General features: G+C 71.4%; 11 protein-coding genes. 3 read left to right on the forward strand and 8 right to left on the reverse strand.

Translation table 11 applies throughout. The features are described from left to right. The first annotated feature begins 31 nt into the window (after nt 1-31). Together ACZ6BB_RS11600 and ACZ6BB_RS11605 are read left to right on the forward strand one after the other, a co-directional pair. On the forward strand, nt 32-1,672 hold the full coding sequence (locus tag ACZ6BB_RS11600) for a M48 family metallopeptidase (RefSeq protein ID WP_471615064.1): 1,641 nt from the start codon (nt 32-34) through the stop codon (nt 1,670-1,672). Further along, nucleotides 1,669-2,772, forward strand: a complete 1,104-nt coding sequence (locus tag ACZ6BB_RS11605; protein WP_471615065.1) for a hypothetical protein — start codon at nt 1,669-1,671, stop codon at nt 2,770-2,772. The genes ACZ6BB_RS11600 and ACZ6BB_RS11605 overlap by 4 nt, the downstream gene beginning before the upstream one ends. 47 nt (nt 2,773-2,819) lie before the next feature. On the opposite strand, the gene msrA is transcribed toward ACZ6BB_RS11605, so the two are convergent. The 4 genes from msrA to ACZ6BB_RS11625 all read right to left on the reverse strand — a co-directional run bounded on the left by msrA (nt 2,820) and on the right by ACZ6BB_RS11625 (nt 6,280). Continuing rightward, nucleotides 2,820-3,332: a peptide-methionine (S)-S-oxide reductase MsrA gene (gene msrA, locus ACZ6BB_RS11610; protein ID WP_471615066.1), complete on the reverse strand. Its 513-nt coding sequence runs from the start codon at nt 3,330-3,332 to the stop codon at nt 2,820-2,822. 226 nt (nt 3,333-3,558) lie between these two features. Then, nucleotides 3,559-4,011: a DUF5707 domain-containing protein gene (locus ACZ6BB_RS11615; protein ID WP_471615067.1), complete on the reverse strand. Its 453-nt coding sequence runs from the start codon at nt 4,009-4,011 to the stop codon at nt 3,559-3,561. Between the two features lie 188 nt (nt 4,012-4,199). After that, nucleotides 4,200-5,042, reverse strand: a complete 843-nt coding sequence (locus ACZ6BB_RS11620) for an MBL fold metallo-hydrolase (RefSeq protein ID WP_471615068.1) — start codon at nt 5,040-5,042, stop codon at nt 4,200-4,202. 194 nt (nt 5,043-5,236) lie between these two features. Further along, nucleotides 5,237-6,280: an NAD(P)-dependent alcohol dehydrogenase gene (locus ACZ6BB_RS11625; protein ID WP_471615069.1), complete on the reverse strand. Its 1,044-nt coding sequence runs from the start codon at nt 6,278-6,280 to the stop codon at nt 5,237-5,239. Between the two features lie 171 nt (nt 6,281-6,451). Here ACZ6BB_RS11625 and ACZ6BB_RS11630 point away from each other — a divergent pair, with 171 nt between their 5' ends. Next, a complete protein-coding gene (locus ACZ6BB_RS11630; RefSeq protein WP_471615070.1) occupies nt 6,452-7,378 on the forward strand; it encodes a helix-turn-helix domain-containing protein in 927 nt (308 codons plus the stop codon). Between the two features lie 197 nt (nt 7,379-7,575). On the opposite strand, the gene ACZ6BB_RS11635 is transcribed toward ACZ6BB_RS11630, so the two are convergent. The 4 genes from ACZ6BB_RS11635 to ACZ6BB_RS11650 all read right to left on the reverse strand — a co-directional run bounded on the left by ACZ6BB_RS11635 (nt 7,576) and on the right by ACZ6BB_RS11650 (nt 14,889). Beyond that, a complete protein-coding gene (locus ACZ6BB_RS11635; protein WP_471615071.1) occupies nt 7,576-10,962 on the reverse strand; it encodes a S8 family peptidase in 3,387 nt (1,128 codons plus the stop codon). Between the two features lie 254 nt (nt 10,963-11,216). Continuing rightward, the gene (locus ACZ6BB_RS11640; RefSeq protein WP_471615072.1) at nt 11,217-11,900 is read right to left on the reverse strand and encodes an ABC transporter ATP-binding protein; all 684 of its coding nucleotides are present in this window, start codon (nt 11,898-11,900) and stop codon (nt 11,217-11,219) included. A 62-nt stretch (nt 11,901-11,962) separates the two neighbouring features. Further along, a complete protein-coding gene (locus ACZ6BB_RS11645) occupies nt 11,963-13,456 on the reverse strand; it encodes an ABC transporter permease (protein ID WP_471615073.1) in 1,494 nt (497 codons plus the stop codon). 179 nt (nt 13,457-13,635) lie between these two features. Further along, a complete protein-coding gene (locus ACZ6BB_RS11650; RefSeq protein WP_471615074.1) occupies nt 13,636-14,889 on the reverse strand; it encodes a L,D-transpeptidase in 1,254 nt (417 codons plus the stop codon). Nucleotides 14,890-15,083: the final 194 nt, after the last annotated feature.

Here is a 15,083-nt window from a genome sequence, read left to right on the forward strand (position 1 = left end):
GCGATCTTTCCCGTGGGGGGACCTCTGCCCAATGGGCGCGACCCTGCGCGCGCTGCGCGCTCTCGTGCTGCTCGCCGGCTTCCATCTGCTCGGCGTGCTCCTGCTGGCGGCGCTCGCCGGCGCCGACTACCTGCTCCATCTGCACGCTCCGTCCGCTGTCGCCGCCAAGCTCTACGTGGTCTCCGTACTGCTGGCGATCCCGCTCGTCCGCGGTCTGTTCATGCTGCGCACGCCGAAGGACGAAGACCCGCCGGGCCTGGCGGTGACGGAGGCCGACGAGCCCGGACTGTGGCGTGCCGTCGGGGAACTGGCCGACGCGGTCGGCACCCGGGCGCCCTCCCGGATCGTGCTGACGGCCGACGTCAACGCCGCCGTCAGCGAGGACGCCCGGCTGCTCGGCCTGCTGGCCGGTCCGCGCCACCTCTACCTCGGGATACCGCTGGCCCAGGGCCTGACCGAGGCGCAGCTGCGCGCGGTCCTCGCCCATGAACTGGGGCACTACTCGAACGCGGACACCCGGCTCGCCGCGATCACCGCCCGCGGCCGGGCCCAGGTGCTGCGCACCATCGGGCACTTCGAGGAACGCGCCGACAGGACGGCGGGACGCGAGCGGGCCCGGCTGGAGAATAAGAACGCGAAGGCCGCGGCCAAGGGGAAGAAGACCAAGGAGATCGACACCACGGGCGCGGGCATCACGTACCGCGCGATGGCGTGGATCTACATCGGCTACGCCAAGCTGTACATCCGCGCCACGCTCACGAGTTCACGCCGCCAGGAGTACGCCGCCGACGCCGCGGCCGCCCGGATCGCCGGCCGCGACGCCACCGCGTCGGCGCTGCGCGAGATACCGGCGCTGGACACCGCGTTCGGCTTCTACATGAACAGCTACGCCACGCTCGGCACCGAGGCCCGGCTGCTCCCGCCGCGTGGTGAGTTCTTCGGCGGCTACGGGCGGATGCTCTCGGCCCGTCAGCTCGAACTGGTCGGCCTGCGTGCCGAGTTGCCCACCGAGCCGGCCTCGCCCTACGACTCGCACCCGCCCATCGCCGACCGCGTCGCACGGATCGAGGCGCTGCCCGCCGACGGCCGCGCGGACGAGGCCCGGGGCCCGGCGCTCGGTCTGCTCGCCGACCCCGACCGGACCCTGGCCGCGCTGGAGGACGCGGTCCTCACCGAGGACGTCCTGCGGTTCCGGCGCACCGGCGACTGGCAGGAGCTGCTCGACGGTTCGATGGCCGCGCACTTCGCCTCCCTCGACACCGCGCTGCACCGGGCGCTGGCGATGTACACCCACGGCCACCCGTCCCTGGCCGCCCTGCTGCGGGTGATCGACGACGGGCAGCTGTGGCGGCTGGCGCGGCGGCTGCCGCTGTCGGACCAGGCGGCCGAGGCCCAGGGCCGGGCCTTCCGCGAGTTCGTGCGGCCCGCGCTGGCCGACGCCTTGCAGGGCATGGTGCTGGCTGAGCTGAGCACCCACTCCCGGCTGAGCTGGGAGTTCTCCTGGTCGGAGCCGGCCGCGGTACGGCTGCCGCCCGCCCCGGACGGCACCGAGGCCGACCTGGGCACCGCGATCGCCGCCGCGGTCGCCGACCACCCCGACACGGGCCCGCTGCGCACGCTGCTGCCCGCGCCCCAGGACCCCGCGAACCGAGAAACGGACGCACCGCGATGACCGTACTGCTCTGGATACTGGCCGTCCTGGCGGTACCGACCGTGCTCTTCGGCCTCTGGCTGGCCTGGATCTTCCTCAAGGAGTTCTTCTCCCCAGGCGCGGGCACCGACACCGGCCGGGACACCGCCGAGGCGCTGGGGCTGCTGCCGGCGGAGCGCCAGAACGTCACCCTCGCGGGTCCCCTCCCGCCGGGCCAGGAACCGGCGCTGGCCGCCGTGCGCGGCGGCGACTGGAAGGCGGCCGCCAAGCTGATGCACGACGCCGGCCGGGACTGGGAACGCCGGTCGTTCACCGCGTACCTGCTGGGCGAGATCGCGGCGAAGGAGGACGACTGGCTGCTCGCCTGGGAGACGGACCGCCCCGACGACCCGGACGCCGCCGTCGTACGGGCCCGCAGCACGGTGGTCCTGGCCTGGGACCTGCGCGGCGGGAAGAAGGCCAAGTACACGACCGGTGAGCAGTTCGGCGGTTTCCACCGGATGCTGGAACGTTCCCGCGAGGAGATCGGCCGGGCGGCGGCGCTCAACCCCGACGACCCGACGCCGTACGTCACCGAGATCTGGGTGGCGCTCGGGCTCGGCTACCCGAACTCCGAGATGGACCGGCTGTGGGCGGAGATCACCGCCCGGGCCCCGCACCACTACGAGGCCCATTTCTCGGCACTGCAGTACTGGTGTGCGAAGTGGCGGGGCTCGGAGAAGCTGGCGGCGGAGTTCGCCGAGCGCGCGGCGGCCCAGGCACCGCTGGGCAGCCTGCTCACCGCGTTCCCGCTGATCGCGCACTTCGAGCACGACACGTCGGACGACAACAGCGTGGACCGTACGCCGAGGATGATCGGCCGGGTGGACGCCGGCCTCGCGGACGCCGCCGCGGCCGACCCCGCCCACCCTCGCCTGCCCGAGCTGCGGCACCTGCTCGCGTACTACCTCGCGCTGCAGGACCGCGACGACGCCGCGCTCGAACAGTTCAGGCTGGTCGACGGGTACGTCAACGCCCTGCCGTGGCGCTATCAGGGCGACGGCGAGGCGATGGCCGCGTTCTACTGCCGCATCCGGAACGCGTCGGCGCGGGCGGTGACGGCGGGGGCCGCCACGGACTGAGCCGACGGCGGGGCCCGGTCACCGCCCCCGCCGGGGCCGCCCGGCGGTCAGTCCTGCGCGCGGGCGGGCAGCCGCCATCCCGGGCGCGGGAAGTGGCAGGTGTAGCCGTCCGGATACCGCTGCAGATAGTCCTGGTGCTCGGGCTCGGCCTCCCAGAAGGGGCCGACCGGCTCCACCTCGGTGACGACCTTGCCCGGCCACAGTCCGGAGGCGTCCACGTCCGCGATGGTGTCCTCGGCGATCCGCTTCTGCTCGTCGTCCACGTAGTAGATCGCCGAGCGGTAGCTGAGGCCGATGTCGTTGCCCTGGCGGTTCCGGGTGCTCGGGTCGTGGATCTGGAAGAAGAACTCCAGGAGCGTGCGGAAGTCGGTCTGCGCCGGGTCGAAGAGGATCTCGATGCCCTCCGCGTGCGTGCCGTGGTTGCGGTACGTCGCGTTCGGCACGTCACCCCCGGTGTATCCGACCCGGGTCGCCCTCACCCCCGGGAGCCTGCGGATCAGGTCCTGCATTCCCCAGAAACACCCGCCCGCCAGCACGGCCCTCTGCGTCTGCGCGGCCATTGCGGCCCTCCCATACGTGTCGCTCGGTGACTCGGCGTACTCGGCTCGTACGCCATCGCCATCCGATGCCCACCGACCTCAACGCGCGAGGGTTCCGAGCGATTCCATGCCCGCCCAGCGGGCCCCCGGTCGCCGATGACCAGCCACCACGAGGCGCACGCCGACGCGAACACAGGCGTACGGAACGACAGGGTCGCGCCCGCTCCCGGTCGCGCGCCCGGCCGGGTCACCCGACGGTGAAGTCCGCCGCCTCGGTCTCCAGGGTCGTGGTGCCGTCCTCGGCGGTGACGAGGACGGCGACGTGCCAGGCACCACGCGGGGAGGACTCGGCGTCGGCACCGGTGACCTCGGCGCTGTACGTGCAGTGCACGGTGTCCCGTCCGGAAGGCTTGCATACGGCCGCGTCCACCTCGGCCATGTCCTTGGCGGTCAGCGCGTTCTTCGCGAAGGACGACTGCTGCGGCCATGCCAGCACCTTCACGCTCTTGACACCGTCGGACCCCGTGACGTCGGTGGCGAAGGCGAACGTGCCGTCGCGGTCGCCTTCGGGAGCGGTGTAGCGGGCAGTGCTGTTCGCCAGCGCCGGCGGCTGGTCCCCGGCGTAGGCGAGAGTGAGGGCACCGGCGCCGCCGAGGACAACGACGCCTGCGGCCACGGACAGAACGGTACGTCGGGACATGAAAATCTCCGTAAGAGTCGGTCCGAGCTGGCTCGGGGCGGCGCCTGTCGACCGCGCCGCATCACCGATACTCGCCTCGCGGAGACCTGCCGGACATGAGCGCGCATACTCAACTCAGCCTGAGTAGGCCCGTATTGCGGCCCACGGGGCCCCCTGGCGCCAGGGCTCGGAACGCTCGGAGCTCTCCCTCAGCCCCCGTGGCCGCCCCCGTTCGGCTCGAACCCCGCCAGCATCTGTTCCAGGGCAGCCTGGTCCGGGCCGGTGAAGGGCGGGGCGTCGGGGGCGCTGGAGAGGGTGTCGAAAAGGGAGCCCGTGATGCCGGTGGCCGGGGGCAGGTGGGTGGAGAGGACGAGGTCGGGCTCGCGGTCCTTGAGGGGGCGGAAGGTGGCCAGGTACTTGTCCATGTCGACCGTCCTGACCCAGGGGCTGTCCACCGTGGCCCACAGCAGCTGAGCCATGCGCAGGTCGTCGACGGGCACGTCGCGGACGTCCTCGGTCCGGGCGAGTTCGGCCGTGGGAAGGGGCGCGCCGAAGCAGTCGGAGCTGAAGCAGACGCCGGAGCGGTCGTCGAAGAAGCCGACGGTGGCGGGGTTGTCGAACAGGGGCGGGCGGAAGCCGGTGAGGGTGCGGTCGCCGACGTCCATCGATTCGCCGGGGTTCAGCAGATAGCAGCGGTCCAGGGGCAGGGGACGCTCGCAGGAGAGGATTCCCGCGCCGACGAAGGTCGTCACGACCCGGGCGTCGGGCGCCGCCGCCAGCAGGTCGAAGATGCCGCCCGTGTGGTCGCGGTCGGGGTGGGTGAGCCAGATCCAGCGCACGTCCGCCGGGTCCAGGACCGTGGCGAGCGTCTCGACGAAGTTGCGGTCGGGCAGGCCGAGGCCGGTGTCGACGACGACCGGCTGGGCGGCCGTCAGCACGAAGGCGTTGACCGGGATGTGGCCGATGCCCGGGACCTCCAGGCTGTCGGCGAGGACGGTGATGTCCGGGCGGACCGTGTGGACGGTGCCGGGGCGGGCCTTCTGAAGGGGCATGTCGCTCTCCTCCGCGCCCCCGGGTGGTGATCGCTTCGCGGCCGCGTACCTCTCTCCCCGCTCCATCGTCCGGCGGTCGGGGCGGCCCCGCATCCGGACGGGCCGGGGCGGCGGAGGCTTTCTCGCCCCGCCGCCCCTGCCCGTGGGCCCGCTGGAAGGCGGGGCCATGCCGCCGCCTTCCAGAAACGGTCTCCTCAGATCGTCGAGGTGTCGATCACGAACCGGTAGCGGACGTCACTCGCCAGCACCCGCTCGTACGCCTCGTTGATCTGGTCCGCGCGGATCAGTTCGATCTCGGCGCCGAGGCCGTGCTCGGCGCAGAAGTCGAGCATCTCCTGGGTCTCCTGAATGCCGCCGATGCCGGAGCCCGCGAGGGTCTTGCGGCCGGCGATGACCGAGAAGAGGTTGAGGGCGACGGGCTCCTCCGGGGCGCCGACGTTCACGAACGCACCGTCGGTCTTCAGGAGGGAGAGGTAGGCGTCCAGGTTCAGCGGGGCCGAGACCGTCGACAGGATCAGGTCGAAGGTGCCCGCCAGCTCCTTGAACGTCGCCTCGTCGCTGGTCGCGTAGTAGTGGTCGGCGCCCAGCTTCAGTCCGTCGTCCTTCTTGCGCAGGGACTGCGACAGGACGGTCACCTCGGCGCCGAGCGCGTGCGCGAGCTTGACGCCCATGTGGCCGAGGCCACCGAGACCGACGACTGCGACCTTCTTGCCGGGGCCGGCGTTCCAGTGCCTGAGCGGGGAGTACGTGGTGATACCGGCGCACAGCAGGGGCGCGGCCTCGTCGAGGGCGATGCCGTCGGGGATGCGTACGGTGAAGGCCTCGTCGACGACGATCTTCTCCGCGTAGCCGCCGTAGGTGGGCTCGCCGTCCTTGCCGATGGCGTTGTAGGTGCCGACGTTGCCCTTGAGGCAGTACTGCTCCAGGCCCGCGCGGCAGTTCTCGCACTCCCGGCAGGAGTCGACCATGCAGCCGACGCCGACCTTGTCGCCGACGGCGAACTTGGTGACGCCGGAGCCGACGGCCTCGACGACACCGGCGATCTCGTGGCCGGGGACCATCGGGAAGATCGCCTCGCCCCAGCCCTCGCGGGCCTGGTGGATGTCCGAGTGGCAGATACCGGCGTACTTGATGTCGATCAGAACGTCGTGCTCGCCGACCTCACGGCGCTCGATCGTGGTGCGCTCCAGCGGAGCCTTGGCGGCGGGCGCCGCATAGGCGGCGACAGTGGTGGTCATGCCGGGGTTCTCCTGATCGTCGTCCCGCATCCGGCCTGCCTTCCGGCCGGGTGCCACTGTCAGCCTGCCCGACATCGCGAGGCTCACCCAGGTCACGGCTTTGCGTACGACCGCCGGTCCTACCACTGGCGGGGTCAGGCTGCCCGGCGTACGACCGTGAATACTTGCCGTATGGACGAACAGCCCGAGACCACGCAGGAACCGCCCCTCGGCGAGGCCGGGACCGCCGGTGCGCTGGACCGGCGCGCCGAGCTGAGCGAGTTCCTGCGCACCCGGCGGGCCCGGCTGAAGCCGGAGGACGTGGGGCTGCCCGCGTTCGGACGGCACCGGCGGGTCCCCGGACTGCGCCGGGAGGAGCTGGCGCAGCTCGCGGGTGTGTCCGTGGCGTACTACACACGGCTGGAGCAGGGCAACGGGCGCAACGTGTCGGCGGAGGTGCTCGACGCCATCGCGCGCGCCCTCCGGCTGACCGACGCCGAGCACGCGCACCTCACCCACCTCGCGAAGCCGAAGGCGCACAAGAAGAAGCGGTCGGCCCGGCCCCAGCAGGTGCGGAGCGCCCTGCGGCAGCTGATCGACACCCTGGACACGGTCCCCGCGTACATCACCGGCCGGCGCGCGGACATCCTCGTCTGGAACCGGATGGCGGCGGCGGTGTTCGGCGACTGGTCGGAGCTGCCCGCGCAGGAGCGGAACTGGGCGCGGATGGTGTTCCTGCGGCCCGACTACCGGGACCTGTACATCGACTGGGAGCAGAAGGCGGCCGACATCGTCAGCTATCTGCGGATGGACGCGGGCTGTCATCCGGACGATCCGCTGCTGTCGGCGCTGGTCGGGGAGTTGTCGGTGAAGAGCGAGGAGTTCCGGCGGCTGTGGGCGACGCACGACGTGAAGGAGAAGAGCCACGGCGTGAAGCGCATGCGTCACCCCCTGGTCGGTGAACTCACCCTCTCCTTCGAGACGTTGCAGCTGCCCGACGATCACGAGCAGAGCCTGATCACCTACCACGCCGAACCGGGCTCCCCCTCCGCCGACGCCCTCCGCCTGCTGGCCAGCTGGGGCACGGACGCGACCCGGACGCCGAAGATGACGCCGTAGGGAACGCCGAAGGTGACGCCGTAGCCGGAGCCACGGCGTCACCGCTTGCCACCTGTCGCCGATCACCGGCCGCCGATCACCAGCCGCGGCTCGTGCCGTCGGTCACGCACCACGGCTCGCCTCGTTGATCACGCACCACGGCTCGCGTCGTCGATCACGTGCCGCCGCTCACGAGCCGCCGCTCATGTGAACTCCCCTCACCTGCCGAAGTACGCGTCGTGGATCGTCACCGTCGACGTGTTCCCCTTCGTGTCCCTCACCTCGGCGCGCAGTGAGACGCTGTTCCCCGCGCCCGGGGTCCGGTGCGTGAACGTGCCCTTCCGGAGCGCGGCCTTCGTCCATTTCCTGCCGTCGTCCGACACGTACACGGACAGCGACCCGAGGTTCCCGCCGGCGGCCGCACCCTGCACGGTGACGCGGACGGTGGCCCTGCCGCCCGCCGGGGCCGTGCTGTCGAGGCCCAGGAACGGGGCTCCGAAGCGGACCGTGGAGACCGGCAGCTTCGTGTCGCGCGCGGTCCTCTCCGACGTGAAGGTCCAGCTCGCGTCGATCCGCGACGAGGCCCTGGCCAGGTCGGCGGACCGGGTGAGGGAGGTCGTCAGCCGGTAGGCCGCGAGGCCCGCGGGCACCTTGAACTGGCCCGACCCGTCCAGCGCGTCCTCGCCCGAGGCGAACGTCTCGCCGTCGCGGTACAGCGTCGTCGTCACCTTCTCGTAGAAGGACGCCCCCGCGTGCCCCCGGCCGTCGGCGAACATCGGCAGCATGCCGTACAGGTACGCGCCGTCACGCCGGATGCCGTGGGTCCCGGCGATCCGCGGGCCGAAGATCCCGACGTTGAAGGTCTGTGCGTACGTACGGCCCGCCCGGTAGGCGCGGCTGTCACCGGTCGTGTAGTACGCGTCGAGGAGCGGGAAGCCCTGCTCGTCCTCCGCGCCGTACTGCTCGAAGTCGAGGGTCCACTTCACCCCGTCCGCGGCCGACAGACGCAGCGTGTGCCGGCCGGGCAGCGGCCGTGGGACGCCCGCGGCGGGCGAGCCGGAGCCGCCGGGAAGCTCCGCCCAGGCGAAGACCGCGCCCTTCTTCCCGGTGCTGGAGGCGCCGAGGCCGGTCCGCACGGTGGCCAGCTCGCCCTTCCTCCAGTGCTTGGTGTAGCCGGTGGCGAGCTTCTCGGCTCTGCCTCCGGCCACGGTGGCGTACTGCGCGGTGCCGCCCGCGGTCCACTGGCCGGCCCAGGTCTGGGTGAGCCTGGCGCCACCGGTCCCGGGGCCGAGGTGCGCGGTGCCGAACCCCGTGTACGTGTCGAGCAGCCAGCCGAAGGAGTAGTCGTTCCCGCCCGCCCTCAGGGCGAACTCCGGTGCCGCGAGGACCGGTTCGGCGGCGGTGTCGGGCACGGTGATGTCCACGGGTCTCGTCGTACGGGCGTCCAGCGTGAGGGAGATCCGCCGGTCGACGGTGAGCCTCGGCCGGGACAGCCAGTCCACGCCCTTGGTGGAGTCCTCCGGGTCCACGACGATCCCGGCGTCGAGGATGTAGTCGCCCGCGGGCACCCGGAGATCGACCGTGCCGTCCGGGTCGTAGGGCGTGAACCACCGGTCCCGGGCGAGCCCGGAGACACCGGTCAGGTCGAGCACGTGGTTCACGGCGGGCCCGCCGTCCCGGCCGACCGTCCTCAGCGTGACGTCGTACGACTCCGCCTCGCGCTGCACGGCCGCCGCCGTACGGACGCCCTGGCCGCCGCCGTCGGCGGTGACGTACGCGGAGTAGGCGCCGTCGAGTTTCCCGCCCAGCCTGGTGTTCACGATCAGGCTGACGGTGGCCCGGCCGCGGGCCGGGACGGTGACCTTCTTGGCGCCGAGCCTGAAGAATCCGGCCGGGGCGGGCCCGCCCTTCGGGTCGATGCCGGTCACCGTGAGGCCGAGGGTGACGGGCTTGGAGCCGAGGTTCCGGTAGGTGAGCTTCCTGGCCACCGGCTTGTCGTCGGTGTGCGGCCACCGATGGACGCCGAAGCCGACCGAGACGGGCTTGGCGACGATCTTCTGTTCGACCGCCCTGTCGACGCGGATACGGCCCGAGCCCTGCTCGAAGGGTGTGTACGGGCCCCCCTTGGCGGACGCGACCAGGGCGGCCTTCAGCTCGGCGTACGTCCACTTCGGGTGCTGCTGCTTGAGGAGGGCGGCGGCGCCGGCGACGTGCGGGGTCGCCATCGACGTACCGGAGATCGTCAGATAGCCCTTGGGCTTCTGGCCGACCTCCCGCTCGATGACGCTGCCCGGGGCCGCGGCGGCGGTGATGGCGACACCGGGCGCGGTCACGTCGGGTTTGATCCGGCCGTCCTTGCCGGGGCCCCGGCTGGAGAACGAGGCGAGCCTGTCCTTGTCGTCGACCGCGCCGACGGTGAGCGCGGCCGCCGCGCTGCCCGGCGAGCCGACCGTCCCCGCGCCCCGGTCGCCCTCGTTGCCGGCGGCGACCACGAAGAGGATGCCCTTCTCGGCGGAGAGCTTGCCGATCTCCGCCTCCATCGGGTCGATCTCGGGGGTGTCGCCGCCGCCCAGGCTGAGGTTGACCACGTCGGCGCCCTGCGCGGCGGCCCAGTCCATACCGGCGACGATGCCGGAGTCGTCGCCGTAGCCCTCGTCGCTGAGCACCTTGCCGTTGAGCAGCTCGGCACGGGGCGCGACGCCCTTGTACTTGCCCTTGGAGCGGGCTCCGGTGCCCGCCGCGATGGAGGCCACGTGGGTGCCGTGGCCGTACTTGTCCGTGGTGTCGGGTGAGGTGGAGAAGTTCTTGGCGGCCTTCACCCGGCCCTTGAGGTCGGGGTGGGTCGTGTCGACGCCCGTGTCGAGTACGGCGATGGTGACGCCCTTGCCGTCGAAGCCGGCCTTCCACGCCTTCGGGGCGCCGATCTGCGCGACCGACCTGTCGAGGCTGACCTTGCGGACGCCGTCCAGCCAGATGTGGGCGACGCCGGTGGCGGTGGTGCCGTCGGCGTCGGTGACCGCCTTCCACAGCGCGGCCGCGTCGTCCCCGGGGGTGAGCAGCGCCTCGGCGTTCAGCGTCCTCAGGGTGCGGCGGACCTTGGTGCCGCCCGCGTCGCGGACGTCGGCCCGGGCGTCGGCGGCCTTGCCCGTGTAGCCGACGATCAGCTTCAGGCCCTGCTTCTGGGAGGCACGGGTCGCCGCCCTGTTCAGCAGGGTCACGTCGAACAGCCGCCGGTCGACCCGCCCGGCGGAGATGAGCCGGGCCGCGTCGGCCGGCAGCACATAGGTGTGGCCGTCGGCCTCGCGCAGCCGCACCGGGATCCCCGCGCGGCCCTTGGCCCGCTCCAGGCCGAGCACCCGGCCCTCGCGGTCGACGAGGACACGGTCACCGGTGACGAGGGTGAGACGACGGCTCACCGCCCCATCGACCGCGGCCACGTCGGCCGTGCCGGTCACCCCCGTCACGCCTGCCAAACCCGTCACACCCGCCACACCCGTCACGCGCTCGGATATCGCGGACGCCGGGCTGGTCGGGCCCATCGTCAGCGCCACGGCCGACACCGTGGCGACCGCGGCCGCGCACGCGCTCCTGCTGTGTCTGCGCAAGTCTCCCCCTCGATCCGGTTCATCCAGTTCATCTGGTTCATCCGGCCAGGGGACCTTCCGCACACATACGCGTCAATTCCCCCCGGTCTACGCAGTATGACCGGGGGTCAACTCGTGTCACATACCTCGCGACTGGGCGTAGAGCGGCGAAGACGGGCCACGCGCGGCTCGCGCGCGCCCGGCCTCCGCGCCCACGCGCCCCACCGCCCCGGGAACCCGCCAGGCACGCCCCGTGGTCGCTCGCGTTCCCGCACTCACGCCCCGGCGTTCTCCTTCACCGTGATCCGCCCCTTGCGGATGGTCGCGACCCGAGGGGCCTTCCTCGCCAGCGCCGAATCGTGGGTGACCATGATGAACGTGAGGCCGTGCTCCTTCCACAGCGTCTCCAGCACCTCCATGATCTCGTCGCGCGTGGACTCGTCGAGGTTGCCGGTGGGCTCGTCCGCGAGCAGCACCTTGGGCCGCTTCACCAACGCGCGGGCGATCGCGACGCGTTGCTGCTGGCCGCCCGACAACTCGGCCGGCAGATGCCCCAGCCGTTCCCCGAGCCCCACCGACTCCAGCGCCTCCGCGGCCCGCTGCCGCCGCTCCTTCGCCCTGACCCCGAGCGGTACGAGGGCCGTCTCGACGTTCTCCTGCGCGGTCAGCGTCGGAATCAGGTTGAAGCTCTGGAAGACGAAGCCGATGTTCTCGCCGCGCACCCTGGTGAGCTTCGCCTCCGACAGCCTCGCCATGTCGGTCCCGTCGAGTTCGACGCTCCCGTCGGAGGGCTTGTCCAGCCCTCCGAGCATCTGCAGCAACGTGGACTTCCCGCCCCCGGTGGGTCCCTGGATGACCAGCCGGTCCCCGTCGGCGACGGTGAGATCGACCCCGTCGAGCGCGGTGACGGTGTCCTTGCCGCGCGCGTAGCGCTTGGTGACGCCGGTCAGTACGTACATGTGCGACTCCCTGAAGTTCGGATGGACCTGGCTGCGGGCGGGGATGTCCGGCCGCCGCCGAACTACTCCACGCGGCGCAGCGCGTCCGCCGGCCGCAGCCGGGAGGCCCGCCACCCGCCGAACGCCCCCGCGATCAGCCCGCCGGCGACGGCGAGCCCCACCGCGACGACGATCGTCGTGACGCCGACGGGCGCCGTGAGAGCCACGTCCAGCGCGTTGGAGGCCGTCTGGCGCCCTCCGCCGGGCCCGCCCCCGCCGGGGAAGCCGCCGCCACCGGGCCCGCCCGCGCCCGGTCCGCCGAACCCGCCGCCCGTCGCCCCGACCTCCGCCCGCAGCGTCGGGCTGACCGCCGTGACGGCGTACGCCCCGCCGAGCCCCAGCGCGATACCGAGCGCGCCGCCCACCAGTCCGTTGACGACGGCCTCACCGACGACCTGCCGGGTCACCTGCCCGGACTTCCATCCCAGCGCCTTGAGCGTGCCGAACTCCCGCACCCGGCGCGACACGGCGGACGAGGTGAGCAGGCCCGCGACCAGGAACGCGGCCACCAGCACCGCGATCGACAGCCACTTGCCGACGTTGGCGGCGAGGTCCGAGGCCGTCGACAGCGATCCGGAGACCGTGTCGGCGAGGTCGGCGGAGGTGGTGACGGTCGTGCCGTCGATGTTCTTCTGGATGGCCGTCTTGACGCCGTCGATCCGCTGCGAGTCGCTCGCCTTCACATAGATCGTGGTGATCTTGCCCTTGGAGTCGCTGAGCGTCTGCGCCTGCTTCAGCGGCATGTAGAGGTCGGCCGCCGCGTCCCCGGTGTCGGGCGTCGCGATCCCGATGACCCGGTACCTGACGCTGTTGAGCGTGACGCTGTCACCGACCTTCAGCTCCTTCTCCTTGGCGTACGACCTGTCGGCGACGACGACCTCGGCGTTGGTCTCGGACGTCTTGAACGTACGACCGCCGGTGATCTTCGAGGAGGTCAGCGGGCCCAGCGCGGGCTCGGTGACGTCCGTGCCGTACACGGAGTAGTTGTCGACGTCGAACCGGGCGCCGCCGCCCTCGACCCGCCCCTCGGGCTGCCCGGTGCCGCCGGCGCCCGGACCGCCCCGCTGCTGCCCCCCGGCGCCCTCGTCCTGCTGGAACCGTCCGCGCCGGAACTGCCCGTCGACCTTGATGACCTGGAGGCTGAGACCTCCGACGGCCCGCGCGACGCCCGCCTGCTCGCCGACCTCGGCGACGGTCGAACTCGCCAGCGTCTGGAAGCCCTGCACCCGGACGAGATCACTGCTCTGGTTCTCGTCGGAGTCGTCGTCCTGGGCGTCGAACTCGAACCGCGGGCGCTGACCGGCGTCCTCGCCGGCCGCGGCGGCGGCCTTGGTGACGGTCATGTCCGTGCCCAGGCCGTACAGGGATTCGAGGACCTTGCCCTGTGCCTTCTCCATGCCCGAGGAGACGGAACTGACCACGATGACCAGCGCGATGCCCAGGGCGAGCCCGGAGGCGACGACGAGCGCCGCCTTTCTGCGGCGGCGCAGTTCGCGCCTCAGGTAGGTGAAGAACATGGCGGCAAGCTAGGGACGCCGCGTGATGAAGGGATAAGTACTCGATAAAAGCCGGATGAGAACCCTGTACGCGGCCCCGGAAACACCGATGCCGCCCCTGGGTGTCACAGGGGCGGCATCGGTGCTGCACAGCTCCGGGCGGCTCGACGCCGGCCGCGCGCGCTACGGATGACGGTCGATCAGACCGCCGAACCGGCCTTCCAGGCGGCCCAGTCGAGGTTCCAGCCGTTCAGGCCGTTGTCCGGGGCGACCGTCTTGTCGCCGGTGTTCCGGATGTCCACGACGTCACCGATCATGGAGTTGTCGTAGAACCAGGCGCCCTCGGTGTCGGGGTCGTTGGCACCCTTGGTGTCGTTCAGACCGACACAGCCGTGACTGGTGTTGACGTTGCCGAAGACGGAGTCGCCGCCCCAGTAGTTGCCGTGGATGAACGTGCCCGAGGTCGTCAGACGCTGAGCGTGGGGGACGTCCTTGATGTCGTACTCGCCCTTGCCGTCGTCGTCGGTGAACCCGACCGTCGCGCCGTTCATCCGGGTCTCCTTGAACTGCTCGGAGATCACCATCTGACCCTGGTACGTCTTGTTCTCGGGCGAACCGGCGGAGATCGGGATGGTCTTGACGACCTTGCCGTCCCGCGTGACCTTCATCGTCTTGGTCTTGGCGTCGACGATGGAGACCTGGTTACGGCCGATCTTGAAGGTCACGGTCTTCTGCTGCACACCGTAGACACCGTCGGCACCCTCGACCCCGTCGAGCGCGAGCTTCAGGGTGACGGTGGAGCCGCCCTTCCAGTACTCCTCGGGCCGGAAGTCGATGCGGTTGGCGTTGAACCAGTGCCCCACGACCTCCTGGCCGGAGCTGCTGGAGACGGTGATCCCCTTCTGCACGGCGGCCTTGTCGGTGATCGCCTTGTCGAAGTTGATCGAGACCGGCATACCGACGCCGACGGTCGAGCCGTCCTCGGGCGTGAAGTTGCCGATGAAGCTGTTGGCGGGCGAGACCGTGGTGAACGCCGCGTTCTCGTGGGCCTCGCGCCCCTCGGAGTCCTCGGCGGCGGCGGTGATCTTGTACCCCGTGGACCGCTCCAGCTGCGCGCTCGGCGCCCAGCTCTTCTTGTCCGCGGATATCTCGCCGTCGACGGCGGTGCCGTCGGAGGTGGTCATCTTCACCTCCGTGAGCGTGCCCTTGCTCACGGTGACCTTGGCCGAGTTGTTGATGGAGGCGTTGTCCGAGCCGTCCTTCGGGGTGATCTTGATGTCGGCCTCGGAGGTCTTCTCGGCCGCCGCCTTGTCGGCCCGGGCCTGGGAGGAGTCCCCGCCGTCACCCCCGGACCCCTTGTCGCCGCCGCCCCCGCTGCACGCAGAGAGCACCAGCACCCCGCCGAGCAGTGCGGACGCGACCGTCAGGCCCCTGCGCCGCTTACTGTTCGTCATCACACGCTTCTCCATCGTTGCCGAATCCCCAAACCCCGAAGATCCCCGTTAGCACTTAAACACCACGACGGCGTCGAGCCGTTCCGCTCTTGCGGATATGTGGGATACGCCACTGCACTCGCATCGGGTCGTCGGCGACCCGGCGGGGTGCACAAAGTGACTGGTGCGTTCCGTGAGACGAAAGAACCCCGGGC

The sequence above is a fragment of the Streptomyces sp. NPDC041108 genome, from assembly GCF_055592645.1.

Excerpts from the sequence above, each read along its gene's own strand:
- ACZ6BB_RS11620 (WP_471615068.1), bottom strand. The coding sequence starts at position 5,042 with ATGCCCCTTCAGAAGGCCCGCCCCGGCACCGTCCACACGGTCCGCCCG.
- msrA (WP_471615066.1), bottom strand. The coding sequence starts at position 3,332 with ATGGCCGCGCAGACGCAGAGGGCCGTGCTGGCGGGCGGGTGTTTCTGG.
- ACZ6BB_RS11615 (WP_471615067.1), bottom strand. The coding sequence starts at position 4,011 with ATGTCCCGACGTACCGTTCTGTCCGTGGCCGCAGGCGTCGTTGTCCTC.
- ACZ6BB_RS11600 (WP_471615064.1), top strand. The coding sequence starts at position 32 with ATGGGCGCGACCCTGCGCGCGCTGCGCGCTCTCGTGCTGCTCGCCGGC.
- ACZ6BB_RS11650 (WP_471615074.1), bottom strand. The coding sequence starts at position 14,889 with ATGACGAACAGTAAGCGGCGCAGGGGCCTGACGGTCGCGTCCGCACTG.
- ACZ6BB_RS11640 (WP_471615072.1), bottom strand. The coding sequence starts at position 11,900 with ATGTACGTACTGACCGGCGTCACCAAGCGCTACGCGCGCGGCAAGGAC.
- ACZ6BB_RS11605 (WP_471615065.1), top strand. The coding sequence starts at position 1,669 with ATGACCGTACTGCTCTGGATACTGGCCGTCCTGGCGGTACCGACCGTG.
- ACZ6BB_RS11645 (WP_471615073.1), bottom strand. The coding sequence starts at position 13,456 with ATGTTCTTCACCTACCTGAGGCGCGAACTGCGCCGCCGCAGAAAGGCG.
- ACZ6BB_RS11630 (WP_471615070.1), top strand. The coding sequence starts at position 6,452 with ATGGACGAACAGCCCGAGACCACGCAGGAACCGCCCCTCGGCGAGGCC.
- ACZ6BB_RS11625 (WP_471615069.1), bottom strand. The coding sequence starts at position 6,280 with ATGACCACCACTGTCGCCGCCTATGCGGCGCCCGCCGCCAAGGCTCCG.